The following is a 13,149-nucleotide window of genomic DNA, read 5'->3' on the forward strand; positions in this document are numbered from 1 at the left end:
TCGCCGGTCGTGATGGGCTATGCCGCCCGGCGGGCCGGCGGCGGGATCGTCGTGCTGTTCGTCGTGGCGCTGCTGGTCTTCGGGTTGTTCGAGACGCTGGACTCGGACGCGGCGACGGTCGTCGCCTCGCGCACGGGCGGCGGTGATCCCACCCCGGAGCGCTTGGCCGCCCTGCGTGCGCACATGGGACTGGACCGGCCCGCGCCGGTGCGGTTCGCCGAGTGGGTCGCCGGGTTCGTGCGCGGCGATTTCGGCGAGTCGCTGATCTCCGGCCGACCGGTGGCCGAGGTGCTGCTGGGCCGGGTCGGCAACAGCGTGGCGCTCGCGGCGCTGACCGCGGCCCTGCTGATTCCGATCGCGCTCGGGCTCGGCCTGCTGGCGGGTGCGCGCCCGGGTACCCGCACCGATCGGGTGATCAGTGTCGGGTCGCTGGCGGTGGAATCCATGCCCTCCTTCGTGTTCGGCGTGCTGCTGGTGGCCACGGTGTCGCTCTCGTTGCGGCTGTTGCCCGCGGTGTCGCTGGTGCCGACCGGGGCGAGCGTGTGGAGCCGGCCGGAGATTCTGGTGCTGCCGGTGACCTGCCTGCTGCTGGGGCTGCTGCCGCATCCGGTGCGGATGGTGCGCGCGCAGACCACCGAGGTCATGGCGAGCCCGTACGTACAGACGTTGCGGCTCAACGGAGTCGGCGGGTTGCGGCTCATGCTGCGGCACGTGGCGCCCAACGCGCTGTCGGCCTCCCTGCATCCGCTGGCGGGGTCGGTGGTCGGGTTGATCGGCGGTGTCGCGGTGGTGGAGACGCTCTTCGCGTTTCCCGGGCTCTCGCAGGAGTTGTTGCGCGCCATCGAGGCTCGCGACTTCCCGTTCGTGCAATCGGCGGCGGTGCTGCTGGCGGCGGTCGGGATCGTGGTGTATCTGCTGGCGGATCTGTGCACGTTGCTGGTGAGCCCGCGGGCGCGGCACGCGGTGCTGGGGGAGCGGGTATGAAGCGATCTCGTTCGCTGTGGCTGCCGGTGCTGGCGGCGATGCTGCTGCTCGTCGTGCTGGGGCCCGTGCTCGCGCCGCACTCCCCGACCGTGTCGGCCGGGCGGCCGTTCCAATCGCCGTCGGCGGAGCATCTTTTCGGGACCGACGTGGTCGGTCGCGACGTGTTCTCGCGCGTCCTGCACGGCGGGCTGCCGTTGCTCGCCATCGCGCTGCCGGCGCTCGCGGTGGCCTACGCGCTCGGTGTCGGACTCGGGCTGCTCGCGGGGTTGCGCCGAGGCTGGGATCGCTGGATCATCCGGCCCACCGACGCGATCATCGTGCTCCCGTGGTTCCTGCTGATCGCCGTGATCGCCACGGCCGTGGGCGCGGGGCCGATCGCGATCGCGCTGACCGCGGCGCTGGCGTCGGTGCCGTGGATCATCCGGATCGTGCGCACGCGGGTGCTGGAACTCGCGCCGTCGGGATACGTGGAGTCCGCGCGCGCCCGGGGCGAACCGCTGTGGCGGCTCGCCGTGGTCGAGGTGCTGCCCAATCTCCGCGCGGTGTTGTTCGCCGACGCGGGTGTGCGCATGTCGGCGACCATTTCGCTGGTCGCGGTGAGCGGCTTCCTCGGCTTGGGCATGCGGCCGCCGTCCTCGGACTGGGCGCTGATGATCACCGAGAATCGGCCCGGGTTCTCGATGCAGCCGTGGTCGGTGCTCGCCCCGGCGCTCGCGATCATGGTGCTGGTGGTCTCGGTCAACATGGTGACGGACCGGGCCAACGACGCCGTCGCGCCGCCGAGCGTGCCGCCGAGGCCGGTCGACGCGCCCACCGGCACGGGCCTGTCGGTGTCCGGGCTCACCGTTCGCGACGCGAGCGGAACGCCTGTGCTGGAGGACATCTCGCTGGAGGTGCCCGCGGGAGCTGGCCTGGCGGTGATCGGTCCCTCCGGCGCGGGCAAGACGACCTTCGCCCTGGCCGCTCTCGGCGCGCTACCCGCCGGGATGACGGCCTCGGGCACGGTCGGCCTGGATCGACGGCCGGGCCGCCGCTCGGTCGGCTATGTGCCCCAGGATCCGGCCACCGGACTCGATCCGGCCCTGCGGATCGGCGCGGCCCTGCGCGAAATGGCAGGACTGCACGGTGCTTCCGCGGACCACGCCGCGATCGCCGAGGCGCTGCGCGGTGTCGGCCTGCCCGACGATCGCGCCTTCGCCCGCCGCTACCCGCACCAGCTCTCCGGCGGTCAGCAGCAACGCGTCCTGCTCGCCCAGGCCCTGCTCGGCAGTCCGGCGCTCCTGGTCCTGGACGAACCGACCACCGGCCTGGACGCCCACGCCCGCGGCCTGCTGCTGGAGACCCTGACCCGGGTCCGGCGCACCACCGCGATCACCCTGCTGGTGATCACCCACGACCTGGAATCCGTTGCGCCGCTCGTGGATCAGGTGCTGGAACTCGACGCCGGGCGGGTCGCTTCCCTGACCCCGGCCCGGGTTCCGGGGTCCGCGCCGACAGCCCCCGACAACCTCGTGCCCGACGAACCGAACCTGCCCGTCGAGTCGGTTCTGCCTACGTGCTCGCCTGCGCAGGAGCCGGACGCGGAGCGAGCGGTGACGGCGTCGTTGGGCGGGTTGGGTGAACCGGCGCAAGGGATCGCGGGACCGTCGCCGATGGGTCCGAATGCCGCAGTCGGTCAGCACCTTTCGCCGAGACCCGGGCGGGAGTCGGTCGTCGAACCGTCCTCCGGGAGAGGATCACCGGTGGATGCCGGGCGGCTGGTGAAGTCGACACAACGGCGTGCCTCGGAGTCGGCGGGCGCGCCGGTGCTGAGCGTGCGGGACCTGACCGTTGCGCACCGGGGGCGGGGCGCTCCGGTCGTCGAGGGGGTGTCGTTCGTGGTGGGGGCGGGGGAGTGTCTCGCTGTCACCGGGAGGTCGGGGGCCGGAAAGACCACGCTGGCACGGGCGTTGGCGGGTCTGCACGTGCCGGTGCGGGGCGAGATCGAGGTGGGCGGTGCGATCCTGCCGGCCGGCGTCGATCAGCGCACCCGCGAGCAGCGGCGCGCGATCCAGCTGGTCTTCCAGAACCCGGCCACCTCGCTCAACCCCTCCTATCGCATAGGCGCCCAGATCGACCGCCCGTCCCGCCTGCTGCACGGCAGCACCGCCCACGCCGCCCGCACCCGCACCCTCGGCTACCTCGCCGAGGTCGACCTCGCCCCGCCGCTGGTGGATCGCCGTCCCGCCCACCTCTCCGGCGGTCAACAGCAACGCGCCGCGATCGCGCGCGCTCTCGCGGCCGAGCCCCGGGTCCTCATCTGCGACGAGATCACCGCGTCCCTGGACCCCCGCACGCGTGCGCGCGTCGTGGACCTCCTGGACGAATTGCGCCGCGCCGGAACGGCGCTCATCCTGATCAGCCATCAAACCGAAGTGGTCGACCGCCTCGCCGACCAGGTGCTCGTGCTGGGACGAGTTACGGAGTGAGGGCGCGGCAGGCGAGTTCCACGAGCTCTTGGGCGGCGGGGCGATCCATGGGTTGGCCGGCGACCAGCCAGCGGTAGACCAGGGGGCCGAAGAGCAGGTCGCGGACCAGGTCGGGGGAGAGGTCGGGGCGGAGCGCGCCGGCGCGTTGGGCGCGTTCTATCAGGGTGTGGACGGCCAGGGCTCGGGGCTCCAGATAGGAGGCGAACAGTTGTGATGCCAGGTCGGGATCGTGGCGGGCCTCGGCGTGCAGGACGAAAGCGATGGGGGCGTAGGGGCTTTCGGTGAATGCGGTGATGAAGTCGGTGGCCACCGACTTCAGGTCGGCGAGGGGGTCGCCGGTGTCTGGGGTCGGCAGTGGCGGAAGACCTGCGGAGAGGGCGTGGGCCACGAGGGCGGCTTTTCCGGGCCAGCGCCGGTAGATCGTCGGGCGGGTGACGCCCGCGGCTTTCGCGACGGCCTCCAGCGAGAGGGCGGAGTAGCCCTGGGCGGCCAGGATGTTCAGGGTCGCCCGCACGATGTCGTGATCGATATCGGGCCGGCGGGGGCGGCCACGCGCGGGCGGATCGAGGGGGTCTTGACCTGGCACCCCGTCATGCTACTTAATTTACGGATCGTATCGTAAATGAGAAGGGGTGGGCGCGTGCGCCGATCGACTATGCGCGGCAACCGAACCAGGGGTGGACTGCCGATCGCGGCGGTGCTGGCGCTGGCCGCTATCACGACCGGCACGGCGTCCGCCGTCCCCGGCGCCACGGAGGTGACCGACGCGCCGCGCTGCGCCCCGGCCGTGGAGATCGGCGTGCAGCGCGCGAGCGTCCCGGTGCTGGACTGGGCGGAGAACCTCGGCTACGACGCGGCCGGGAACCTCTGGGTCGCACGGATTCTGCGCGGGGAGGTGCAGCGGTACGACGCCGCCGGTCGGCTGACCGCGACCGTCGCGGTGCCCGCGCCCGGCGCGGTGCGGCTCGGACCGGACGGCTGGATGTACGTGGCCTCGGGCGTACTGCCGTGGAATCTGCTCACCCCCACCCTGAACGGGACCGTCGTGCGCTTCGACCCCGGCGCGGAATCGCCCGTGGCGCAGCCGTACGCGACCGGGCTCGGGATGCCGAACGGCCTCGATTTCGACGCCGACGGCAACCTGTACGTCGCGGACAGCAGGCTCGGCGTGCTGCGCCTGCTCCCGGGCGGCGGGTTCGACGCCGCCTGGAACGCGCTCGCCCCCAAGAACTTCGACCTCGCCAAGAACGTCAACGGCATGACGCTCAACGGCGCCGCGATCCGGGGCTCGGACCTGTACGTCACCGTCACCTCCAGCCCGACCGCCCGTGTCCTGCGCATCCCCCTGCACGCCCCGGACCGCCCCGAGGTCGCCGCCGATCTCCTGTTCGCCGGCACCGCCCTCCCCGATGATCTACTCGCCGTGGACGATTCCCTCTACGTGGCGACGACGGTCGGCCAGGTCGTCCGCCTCGATCCCCGCACCGGTACGACCTGCACGGTCGTATCCGGGCAGCCCGCAACCGCTCTCGCGTCCGACCCGTCCGACCCGCACCAGTTGGTCCTGGCCACCGAGTCAGGGGATCTGGTCCGCCTCGACACGCGGTAGCCCACGACGCGAACCCGTCAGCTCCTGTGTCCCGGTCGGCGGCGAGCACACCGATCCCCGGGACAGCCGCGTTCCGGCTCGATACGCGTCAGCCCGCAAAGCGCCCCGTCAGCTCCCGTGCGCCCGGTGATGACGGCGTCGCGGTCGGCGGTATCCACCAAGGCCCGCCGCCCGTCGATCGTGCAGCAGCCGATTGCGTGCCCGCCGAACTCAGGCCCGCAACCTCATGCATGCGGACCAGGTGGCCGCCCGCCTACGTGTTAGCTGCGCAGCCCCGCACCGGATTTCCCGCGTTGTCTCGGCAGCCCGGGCTGCTCAGCTCCCGACCTGCCCGGTCGCGACATCCGCTGGCGCGGCGCGTCAGCCGCATCGGCCGCCGGGAACCGGGCGACGAATCGCGCACCCCCGCACTCGGATTCACTCACCTCGATCGACCCGCCGTGCCGGGCGATGACGTCCCCCGCGATCGCCAGCCCGAGCCCGGTCCCGCCGTGATCGCGGCTGCGGGCGTTGTCCAGGCGCACGAACCGTTCGAAGATGCGCCTGCGGTCGGCCTCGGGCACGCCCGGCCCGTCGTCGGCCACGACCACCTCGACGGTGTGCCCGGTGCGGACCGTGACGTGGACGGCGCTCGCGGCATGCCGCTGCGCGTTGTCGAGCAGGTTGTCCAGGACTCGCCCGAGCTGGATCCGGCTGCCCAGCACGATCGCGGGCGCGCTCGGCAGATCGACGCAGATCGGGTAGGGATCGGCGATGCGGCGCAGCAGTGTCTCGTGCGCCAGCGCGATCACGTCCACCCGGTCGGGCCGGGGCTGCTCACCGGCATCGAGCCGGGCCAGTAGCAGCAGATCGGTGGCGAGTTGCCCGAGCCGCACGGTGTCGGCGAGCAGACCATCCAGATCCAGCAGGTTCGGATGCGCCTGGGAGATCTCGAGGTGCGTGCGCAAACTGGCTATGGGACTGCGCAACTCGTGCGCGGCGTCGGCGATGAACTGCCGCTGCTGCCGCGCGGATTCCTCCAGCGCCGCCAGGGTCGCGTTGGTGGTGACCGCCAGCCGGGCGATCTCGTCCCGGGACGAGGGTTCGGGCACGCGCCGCGACAGGTCCCCGCCCATGATCTCGGCGAGCTCGGCCCGGATCGACTCCACCGGCCGCAGCGCGCGGCGCGTCACCGACCAGGTCACCGTGGCCACCAGGGCGAGCAACGGCAGCAGCCCGATGAGCATGGCGTCGCGGACCTCGAGCACCGCCTCGTCCGCGGTGGCGAGGGACGCGGCCGAGTAGATCGTCACCGCCCGCCCGTCCGGTCCGGTGACCGCGATGGCCGCCACCCGGAAGTCGTAGCTGCCCGTATCCTCCTCGGCCACGGGCAGTTTCATGTCCCGGAAGCTCGCCCCCGTCATCGCGCCGGGTTCGAGTTCGCCGTCCTCCCACAGGTCGTCCGCGTTCGCGTCCTCGACCGCAATCGCGGGCGCGAAACTCGCGAAGGGCGGGAGCCCCAGCAGTTCCTCGTCGGCCGCGAGCACCGTTCCGTCGGCCGAGACCACCTGTACCGGTTGATCATTCGGGTCGGGCAGCTTCAGCTCGGACAGTGCTGCCCCCGTGGTGATCTGGGCGGCGACCTCCCGGGCGGTCATCTCCGCGTGCAGGCTCGCGCTGTCGACCAGGTTGTGCCGCAACACCAGCAGCACCGCCGCACCGGCCACGATCATGGCGGCCGCGACCACCATGGTCGCCACCGAGGTGGTGCGCGCGCGAACCGAGCCGAACCAGCGCGGTTCAGTCATGACCCGATGTCAGCCGATAGCCGGCCCCGCGCACGGTGGTGATCGACCGGCACTGGAACGGCGCGTCGATCTTGCGCCGCAGCGCGCTGATGTAGACCTCGACGATATTGGCGTCGCCGTCGTACTCGTTGTGCCAAACATGGTCCAGGATCTCGTTTTTGGAGACCACCTGCCCTGCCCGCGCCGCCAGGTACTCCAGGACCGCGAACTCCTTCACCGTCAACGGCAGTTCCTGGATACCGCGCCGGCAACCGTGCGTGTTCGGATCGACGACCAGATCCCCGACCTGCAGCACGGTGGCGCGTTCGCGCCCGCCCCGGCGCAGCAGCGCCCGGACCCGGGCCAGCAGCACCACGTACGAGAACGGCTTGCGCAGATAGTCGTCCGCGCCGGTGTCCAGGCCCTCGGCCTCGTCGTACTCCCCGTCCTTGGCGGTCAGCATCAGCACCGGGGTGGGAATGCCCGCGGTGCGCAGCGCCGAGCACACGCGGTAGCCGTTCATGCCCGGCAACATGATGTCCAGGATGATCAGGTCGTAGTCCCCGGCGCGCGCTCTGTGTAGTCCGTCGATGCCGTCGTAGGCGACTTCCGCCGCCAGCCCCTCCGCGGTCAGTCCTTTGGCCAGCACGTCGGCCAACCGCTTCTCGTCCTCCACGATCAGCAGGCGCATGGCCTCAAGCCTGGCAGATCCTTCCTGAAGAACCCTTCAGGTGTCATCGCCCCTCGTGTCGGCCCCGGGCTGTCAAGGTGGGCGGCGAACGAGTCCACGTCCCGAGGAGGCCGTCATGACATCGATCGTCCGCCGCACCATCGCTCGTCTGCGTTCCCCGCTCGTCGTAGCCGCGATAGTCGGTTTCCTGGTGATAGGCGGGACCGTGCTCACCGTTACCGCCCTGAGCCTGCACGGCACCACCGGTCTGACCACGACCAGCGAGGATTGATCTCGCCGCTTACCGATGCCCGGGCGCGACGGCGGGTGCGGAACCATCGCCCCCGCCGCGCGCGGGCGGGCACTACCGCTCAGCGTGCCGCGCCCGAGCCGCCGGGGTTCAGGCCAGGTACTTCGTGAGCTGGGGGAGCGCTTCGCCGGGGTGGGTGGCCACGATCGGGTCGCCGATGGCCTGCAGTTTCCAGCCGGACCGGGTGCGGTAGAGCTTTCCCAGCACGAGCCCGGTGTGCGGGCCGCCGCCCGCGAGATCGAAATGCGCGAGTTCGACACCGCGAACGCTGTCCGAGAGGCGGCAGTGCGCGTTGCCGATCGTGTCGAAAGTGTGCCCGCCGTACGAGGTTACGATCAGCACGACCGTCGCGACCTGACCGTGGATGCGCGCGAGATCGGCGGTGATGATCTCGCCCTCGCCGGTGCCGTGCCCGGTCAGATCGTCGCCCAGATGCCGGACCGAGCCGTCCTTGGACATGAGCTGGGCGAAATACACGACATCGAGCAGATGGTGGCTGTGGTCGAAAAGCAGTGCCGCGGAATCGAGATCGATGTGCTCGGATGCCGGGGTGGTGACCTCGAGCGGCGCCGACGGATCCCATCCGACGCTCATCTGGACGTGATCGAGACTCTCGCCGGTGCCGGTGCGCAGCCGAATGGTCTGACCGGGGTCGAGCGCGAGCGGATGCGTGATGTCGATGACGGCCTCGCTCGGCGGCTGCACGCGCACCGACGAGCCTTCGAGGAAGACGTGGTGCTGCGCCATCAGCCCGATGAAGCCGCCGGCGTGGCCGCGACCGCGATCGACGACCTGCCACCGGTGGTCCACGCGTTCGATGTCGACCGCGATCAGTGCGCTGACGTCGCCGAGGTCGGAGAGCTTGTAGCTGTGGCCGATCGTGCCGCGATCGTCACCGACCTCGATGGTCGCGGTCTCGGCGTCGAACGTCCCGTGGGGATTGTCCAGGCCCAGCACCACCCGCACCGTGGAGACATCGGCGGGAATCCGCTCGAGATCCAGCGCGAGCGCGGAGAACACGCCCGGTTCCGGGTCGAGCGAGCGCACACCCGGGGCCTCGCGTTTCGCGCCGAAGACGAAGTCGGTGTCGTCGTGCCGTGTGCCGGAAGGTGCGAGCAGGAACGCACCCAGATGCGCGGGCGCGTGCGTGCGCGCCGCGAGCAGCACACGGGTGGTTCCGGCCGGGACAGGCCGCCGATCCTCGATCAACTCGGTCACCCTTTCGGAGCCCGGGAACCTGCCCGGGTCGGTATTCGGTACGCAGCCCACCGTAACGACAGTTCACCGCTCCCGCCCCCGTCGCGAGCGGATTCCGCCCGGACGCGACCGGAGGCGCCGACCGCCCGCGCGGACCCGGCCGGACGGGCGGCGCAAGCCCCGATTGTGGTTGTCTTGCTGCTGTGCGGGTCGACGTGGCGGAGGTATCGGGGTGGGGTTGTGGTGCCGGCGGGTACGGCGGGAATATCGGCGAGACGGCGGCGGCTATCCTTTATCAGTCATGAAGTCGGCTTTCCCGGGGTCCATCGGTGCCCAGACGGTCTACCTCGATCACGCGGCCACTACTCCCATGTTCCCGGTCGCCGTCGAGGCGATGACCGCTGTGCTCGGGTCGGGCGGTAACGCCTCGTCACTGCACGGGTCGGGACGCGCGGCGCGGCGGCTGCTCGAGGAAGCGCGCGAATCCATCGCGGCGGGGCTCGGCGCCCGGCCCTCGGAAGTGATCTTCACGTCCGGCGGGACCGAGAGCGACAACCTCGCGGTCAAGGGGATCTACTGGGCCCGGCGGGACGCCGATTCCCGGCGCACCCGGATCCTGGCGAGTTCGGTCGAGCATCACGCGGTGATCGACACCGTGGAATGGCTCGAGGCGCACGAGGGTGCGAGCGTCACCTGGCTCGAGGCCGACGCCGACGGCATCATCACCCCGCGCGTGCTGCGCGAAGCGCTCGCCGCGCACGCCGACGAGGTGGCGCTGGTGAGCATCATGTGGGCCAACAACGAGGTCGGCACGATTCAGCCGATCCTCGACTTGGCCGCCGTGGCACAGGAATTCGACGTGCCCATGCACAGCGACGCGGTCCAGGCGGCGGCGCAGCTCCCCATCGACTTCGGCCGCAGTGGTTTGGCCGCCGCGAGTTTCGCCGGCCACAAGGTCGGCGGGCCGCACGGGGTCGGCGTGCTGCTGCTGGGCCGTCAGGTCACCGCGGTGCCGCTGCTGCACGGCGGCGGGCACGAACGCGACGTGCGCTCGGGCACCTCCGACGTGCCCGCGGCGGTGGGGCTCGCGGCGGCCGTCAGCGAGACCGTCGCCGGAATGACCGTTCGCACGGTCGAATTGGAGCGGCTGCGGGATCGGCTCATCGACGGCGTACGGGCCCTGGTGCCCGACGCCATCCTCAACGGCGCGACCGGCGAGCGACGCCTGCCGGGCAACGCCCACTTCACGTTCCCCGGCTGCGAGGGCGATTCGCTGCTCATGCTGCTGGACGCCGCCGGGATCGAATGCTCGACCGGATCGGCCTGCAACGCCGGTGTCGCCGGACCCAGCCATGTGCTGCTCGCCATGGGTGTGGAACCGCGGCTGGCGCGCGGGTCGCTGCGATTCACCTTGGGACACAACTCGACCGACGCCGATATCGACGCCGCGCTGGCCGCGCTGCCGCAGGTCGTCGAAAGGGCGAAGGCGGCCGGCATGGCCGGGGCGAAAGGAGGCTTCTGATGCGAGTACTTGCCGCGATGAGTGGTGGTGTGGATTCCGCGGTCGCGGCCGCCCGCGCCGTGGACGCCGGACACGAGGTGGTGGGCGTGCACCTGGCGCTGTCCGCCTCGCCGGGCACGCTGCGCACCGGATCGCGCGGTTGCTGCTCCAAGGAGGACGCCGGTGACGCCCGCCGGGCCGCCGACGTGCTCGGAATTCCGTTCTACGTCTGGGATTTCGCCGACCGCTTCAAGGAAGACGTCATCGACGACTTCGTCGCCGCGTACGCCGCCGGGGAGACCCCGAACCCGTGCCTGCGCTGCAACGAGAAGATCAAGTTCTCGGCGCTGGCCGATCGCGCGGTCGCCCTCGGCTTCGACGCCGTGGTGACCGGGCACTACGCGCGGCTCGAGGACGGCGTGCTGCGCCGCGCGGTCGACGCGGACAAGGATCAGTCGTACGTGCTCGCGGTGCTCACCGCGGATCAGCTCTCGCGCGCGATGTTCCCGGTCGGCGACACCCCGAAGCCGGCGATTCGCGAGGAGGCCGCCGAGCGCGGGCTCGCGGTCGCGAACAAGCCGGACAGTCACGACATCTGCTTCATTCCCTCGGGCGACACCCAGGCGTTCCTGGGCGCGAAGATCGGCATCCGCCCCGGCGCGGTGCTCGACGCCGACGGCACCAAGCTCGGCGAGCACAAGGGCGTGCACGAGTTCACCATCGGCCAGCGCAAGGGCCTGGGTCTGCCCGGCCCGGCCGCCGACGGCAAGCCGCGCTATGTCACCGACATCGATCCCGACTCCGGCGTCGTGACCGTCGGCTCGGCGCAGGACCTCGAGGTCTGGACCGTGCTGGCCGACCGCGCGATCTGGACCTCCGGCGAGACCCCGGACGGCCCGGTCGAGTGCGTGGCCCAGGTCCGCGCCCACGGCGGCACCGCCCCCGCGGTGGCCGAACCCGACGGCGACGGCCTGGTGGTCCGCCTGCGCGAGCCCCTCACCGGCGTGGCCCGCGGTCAGGCCGTGGTCCTCTACCGCCCGGACACCGACGGCGACGAGGTGCTCGGCAGCGGGACGATCTCCGGCACCGATCGCGAACGGCATTCGTACGCTGGGGAATTGGTCTCCGACAAGGCGTAGCCGGGAGTCGGGTCGACCGCGGGGTCGTCGCGAGTAAGCCGGCTTGGTGACCGCGCCCGTACCGCGTGTGAACGGACATGTTCGCCGCCCGGGACCATGCCCGCGCTCAATTGGCACGGAATTCGTCCTCCCCGGGGTCTCTCCGGCCGCGCATTTGGCCGGGATTCATGTCCTGAGCACAATGGACCGCGGCCGCGCGGCGCGAACAGGCGGAACGGGAGCGCTGTGAGTACGGGTCCGGCGGCTGTTCTCCGAAATAGCGTGCCCGGTCCGTCGCACGGATGCGGGCCTGTGCGAAGGTTCGCGTAGTCGTCACCGGGCGGCTGCGAAATATCGGGTACGACCGAGTGAACGGTGGTGGCGCGGATGAGTGACGTCGACGACGGGGTTTCGGTGCTGCGCGGCGGCATCGCGACCGGCATGGGCTCCTGGCCCGGCGTCGACGCGCGCGAGTCCGCCGCGACCGTGGTCGGGGAACTCGGCGGCCTGCCGCATCTGGTGGAGCTGCCCGCCCGGGGCGTCGGGGCCGACATGATCGGCCGGGTGTCGCCGCTGCTGGTGGACATGCGCTTCGACGGCACCACGCGCGGGTACAAGCTCGCGGTCCGGCCGGGCGCGGTGGCGCGACGCGCGCACGATCTGCTGCGCGAGGATCTGGACCGGCTCGAAGAAGCCTGGGAGACAGCGGGTCTCGCGGGCGCCGGGCGAACGGTCAAACTCCAGGTCACCGGTCCGCTCACGCTGGCAGCGGAGGTGGAGCTGCCGCACGGGCACCGGGTGCTCACCGATTCCGGTGCGGTGCGCGACCTTTCGGAGTCGCTCACCGAGGGGCTCGCGCGCCACGTCGCCGAGGTCGAGAAGCGGCTCGGCGCGAAAGTTCTGCTCCAGCTGGACGAACCGCTGCTGAGCCGGGTGCTGGACGGCACCCTGCGCGGGGTCAGCGTCCTGAACACCGTGCGCGCCGTCCCCGAACCGGAGGCGCTGCACATCCTCGACACGGTCATCACCGCCCAGCCCGGACCGGTTCTGCTGCACAGCTGTTCGTCCACCCCGGCGCTCGGCTTCCTGCGCAAGACCGCCGCCGCCGGCGTCGCCTTCGACATGGCCGCGATCGGCGTTTCCGACCTCGACCGCGTCGGCGAATTGCTCGACGACGGCAGGCATCTGGTGCTCGGCCTGGTCCCGACCACCCCGCCCGAGGTCCCCATCACCTGGCGTGATGTCGCCGAACCCGGTGTGCGCCTGATGGATCGCCTCGGCTTCCCCCGCCGCCTGCTCGCCGACCAGGTCCTGGTCTCACCCGCCTGCGGCCTCGCCGGTGCGTCGCTGGAGTGGGCCCGCAAGGCCCTGACCCTGGCGACCGAGACGGCCGCGGTCTACGCCGACGAGCCCGAGTCCCTCGACTTCACCGACCCGGTACCGACTCGCTGATCGACCGCACAGGATTACCGGCACCCTGAACGTAGTCGTCGGCGTGCCGCCGTCGGCTGGACGCCGGTTCGGCA

General features: G+C 71.4%; 11 protein-coding genes. 7 read left to right on the plus strand and 4 right to left on the minus strand.

Annotation, left to right across the window (positions count from 1 at the left end):
- Positions 1 to 12 precede the first annotated feature (12 nt).
- Both ACWIGI_RS17075 and ACWIGI_RS17080 read left to right on the plus strand, forming a co-directional pair.
- Positions 13 to 984 carry an ABC transporter permease gene (locus ACWIGI_RS17075; protein ID WP_454203414.1) on the plus strand — a complete coding sequence of 324 codons (972 nt, stop codon included), beginning with the start codon at positions 13 to 15 and terminating at the stop codon, positions 982 to 984.
- Entirely contained in the window at positions 981 to 3,452 is a 2,472-nt protein-coding gene (locus tag ACWIGI_RS17080) for an ABC transporter ATP-binding protein/permease (RefSeq protein ID WP_454203343.1), read from the plus strand. The genes ACWIGI_RS17075 and ACWIGI_RS17080 overlap by 4 nt, the downstream gene beginning before the upstream one ends.
- Here ACWIGI_RS17080 and ACWIGI_RS17085 read toward each other — a convergent pair.
- Positions 3,442 to 4,038 (minus strand): TetR/AcrR family transcriptional regulator, encoded by a 597-nt coding sequence (locus ACWIGI_RS17085; protein ID WP_454203344.1) that lies wholly within the window; start codon positions 4,036 to 4,038, stop codon positions 3,442 to 3,444. The two genes, ACWIGI_RS17080 and ACWIGI_RS17085, sit on opposite strands and share 11 nt — an antisense overlap.
- 54 nt (positions 4,039 to 4,092) lie before the next feature.
- Here ACWIGI_RS17085 and ACWIGI_RS17090 point away from each other — a divergent pair, with 54 nt between their 5' ends.
- Positions 4,093 to 5,061, plus strand: coding sequence for an SMP-30/gluconolactonase/LRE family protein (locus ACWIGI_RS17090; protein ID WP_454203345.1), 969 nt, complete (start codon positions 4,093 to 4,095; stop codon positions 5,059 to 5,061).
- 260 nt (positions 5,062 to 5,321) lie between these two features.
- Here the strand turns inward: ACWIGI_RS17090 and ACWIGI_RS17095 are convergent, their stop codons facing one another.
- Both ACWIGI_RS17095 and ACWIGI_RS17100 read right to left on the minus strand, forming a co-directional pair.
- Positions 5,322 to 6,848 (minus strand): ATP-binding protein, encoded by a 1,527-nt coding sequence (locus ACWIGI_RS17095; RefSeq protein WP_454203346.1) that lies wholly within the window; start codon positions 6,846 to 6,848, stop codon positions 5,322 to 5,324.
- Positions 6,841 to 7,518, minus strand: a complete 678-nt coding sequence (locus ACWIGI_RS17100; RefSeq protein WP_454203347.1) for a response regulator transcription factor — start codon at positions 7,516 to 7,518, stop codon at positions 6,841 to 6,843. The genes ACWIGI_RS17095 and ACWIGI_RS17100 overlap by 8 nt, the downstream gene beginning before the upstream one ends.
- A gap of 115 nt (positions 7,519 to 7,633) precedes the next feature.
- Between ACWIGI_RS17100 and ACWIGI_RS17105 the strand changes: the two genes are divergently transcribed.
- On the plus strand, positions 7,634 to 7,789 hold the full coding sequence (locus ACWIGI_RS17105; RefSeq protein ID WP_454203348.1) for a hypothetical protein: 156 nt from the start codon (positions 7,634 to 7,636) through the stop codon (positions 7,787 to 7,789).
- 108 nt (positions 7,790 to 7,897) lie between these two features.
- On the opposite strand, the gene ACWIGI_RS17110 is transcribed toward ACWIGI_RS17105, so the two are convergent.
- Positions 7,898 to 9,025, minus strand: a complete 1,128-nt coding sequence (locus ACWIGI_RS17110; protein ID WP_454203349.1) for a TerD family protein — start codon at positions 9,023 to 9,025, stop codon at positions 7,898 to 7,900.
- A gap of 280 nt (positions 9,026 to 9,305) precedes the next feature.
- Here ACWIGI_RS17110 and ACWIGI_RS17115 point away from each other — a divergent pair, with 280 nt between their 5' ends.
- From ACWIGI_RS17115 to ACWIGI_RS17125, 3 genes are all read left to right on the plus strand, one after another.
- Positions 9,306 to 10,526, plus strand: coding sequence for a cysteine desulfurase family protein (locus ACWIGI_RS17115; RefSeq protein WP_454203350.1), 1,221 nt, complete (start codon positions 9,306 to 9,308; stop codon positions 10,524 to 10,526).
- Positions 10,526 to 11,644 carry a tRNA 2-thiouridine(34) synthase MnmA gene (gene mnmA / locus ACWIGI_RS17120; RefSeq protein WP_454203351.1) on the plus strand — a complete coding sequence of 373 codons (1,119 nt, stop codon included), beginning with the start codon at positions 10,526 to 10,528 and terminating at the stop codon, positions 11,642 to 11,644. Before ACWIGI_RS17115 ends, mnmA begins: the two co-directional genes overlap by 1 nt.
- A 366-nt stretch (positions 11,645 to 12,010) precedes the next feature.
- On the plus strand, positions 12,011 to 13,075 hold the full coding sequence (locus ACWIGI_RS17125; protein WP_454203352.1) for a methionine synthase: 1,065 nt from the start codon (positions 12,011 to 12,013) through the stop codon (positions 13,073 to 13,075).
- Positions 13,076 to 13,149 lie beyond the last annotated feature (74 nt).

It is taken from the genome of Nocardia sp. NPDC055321 (assembly GCF_053645575.1).

Bases quoted from the DNA above. Each gene is read 5' to 3' on its own strand.
- ACWIGI_RS17075 (WP_454203414.1), top strand. From the start codon at position 13: ATGGGCTATGCCGCCCGGCGGGCCGGCGGCGGGATCGTCGTGCTGTTC.
- ACWIGI_RS17080 (WP_454203343.1), top strand. From the start codon at position 981: ATGAAGCGATCTCGTTCGCTGTGGCTGCCGGTGCTGGCGGCGATGCTG.
- ACWIGI_RS17095 (WP_454203346.1), bottom strand. From the start codon at position 6,848: ATGACTGAACCGCGCTGGTTCGGCTCGGTTCGCGCGCGCACCACCTCG.
- ACWIGI_RS17100 (WP_454203347.1), bottom strand. From the start codon at position 7,518: ATGCGCCTGCTGATCGTGGAGGACGAGAAGCGGTTGGCCGACGTGCTG.
- ACWIGI_RS17105 (WP_454203348.1), top strand. From the start codon at position 7,634: ATGACATCGATCGTCCGCCGCACCATCGCTCGTCTGCGTTCCCCGCTC.
- ACWIGI_RS17115 (WP_454203350.1), top strand. From the start codon at position 9,306: ATGAAGTCGGCTTTCCCGGGGTCCATCGGTGCCCAGACGGTCTACCTC.
- mnmA (WP_454203351.1), top strand. From the start codon at position 10,526: ATGCGAGTACTTGCCGCGATGAGTGGTGGTGTGGATTCCGCGGTCGCG.
- ACWIGI_RS17125 (WP_454203352.1), top strand. From the start codon at position 12,011: ATGAGTGACGTCGACGACGGGGTTTCGGTGCTGCGCGGCGGCATCGCG.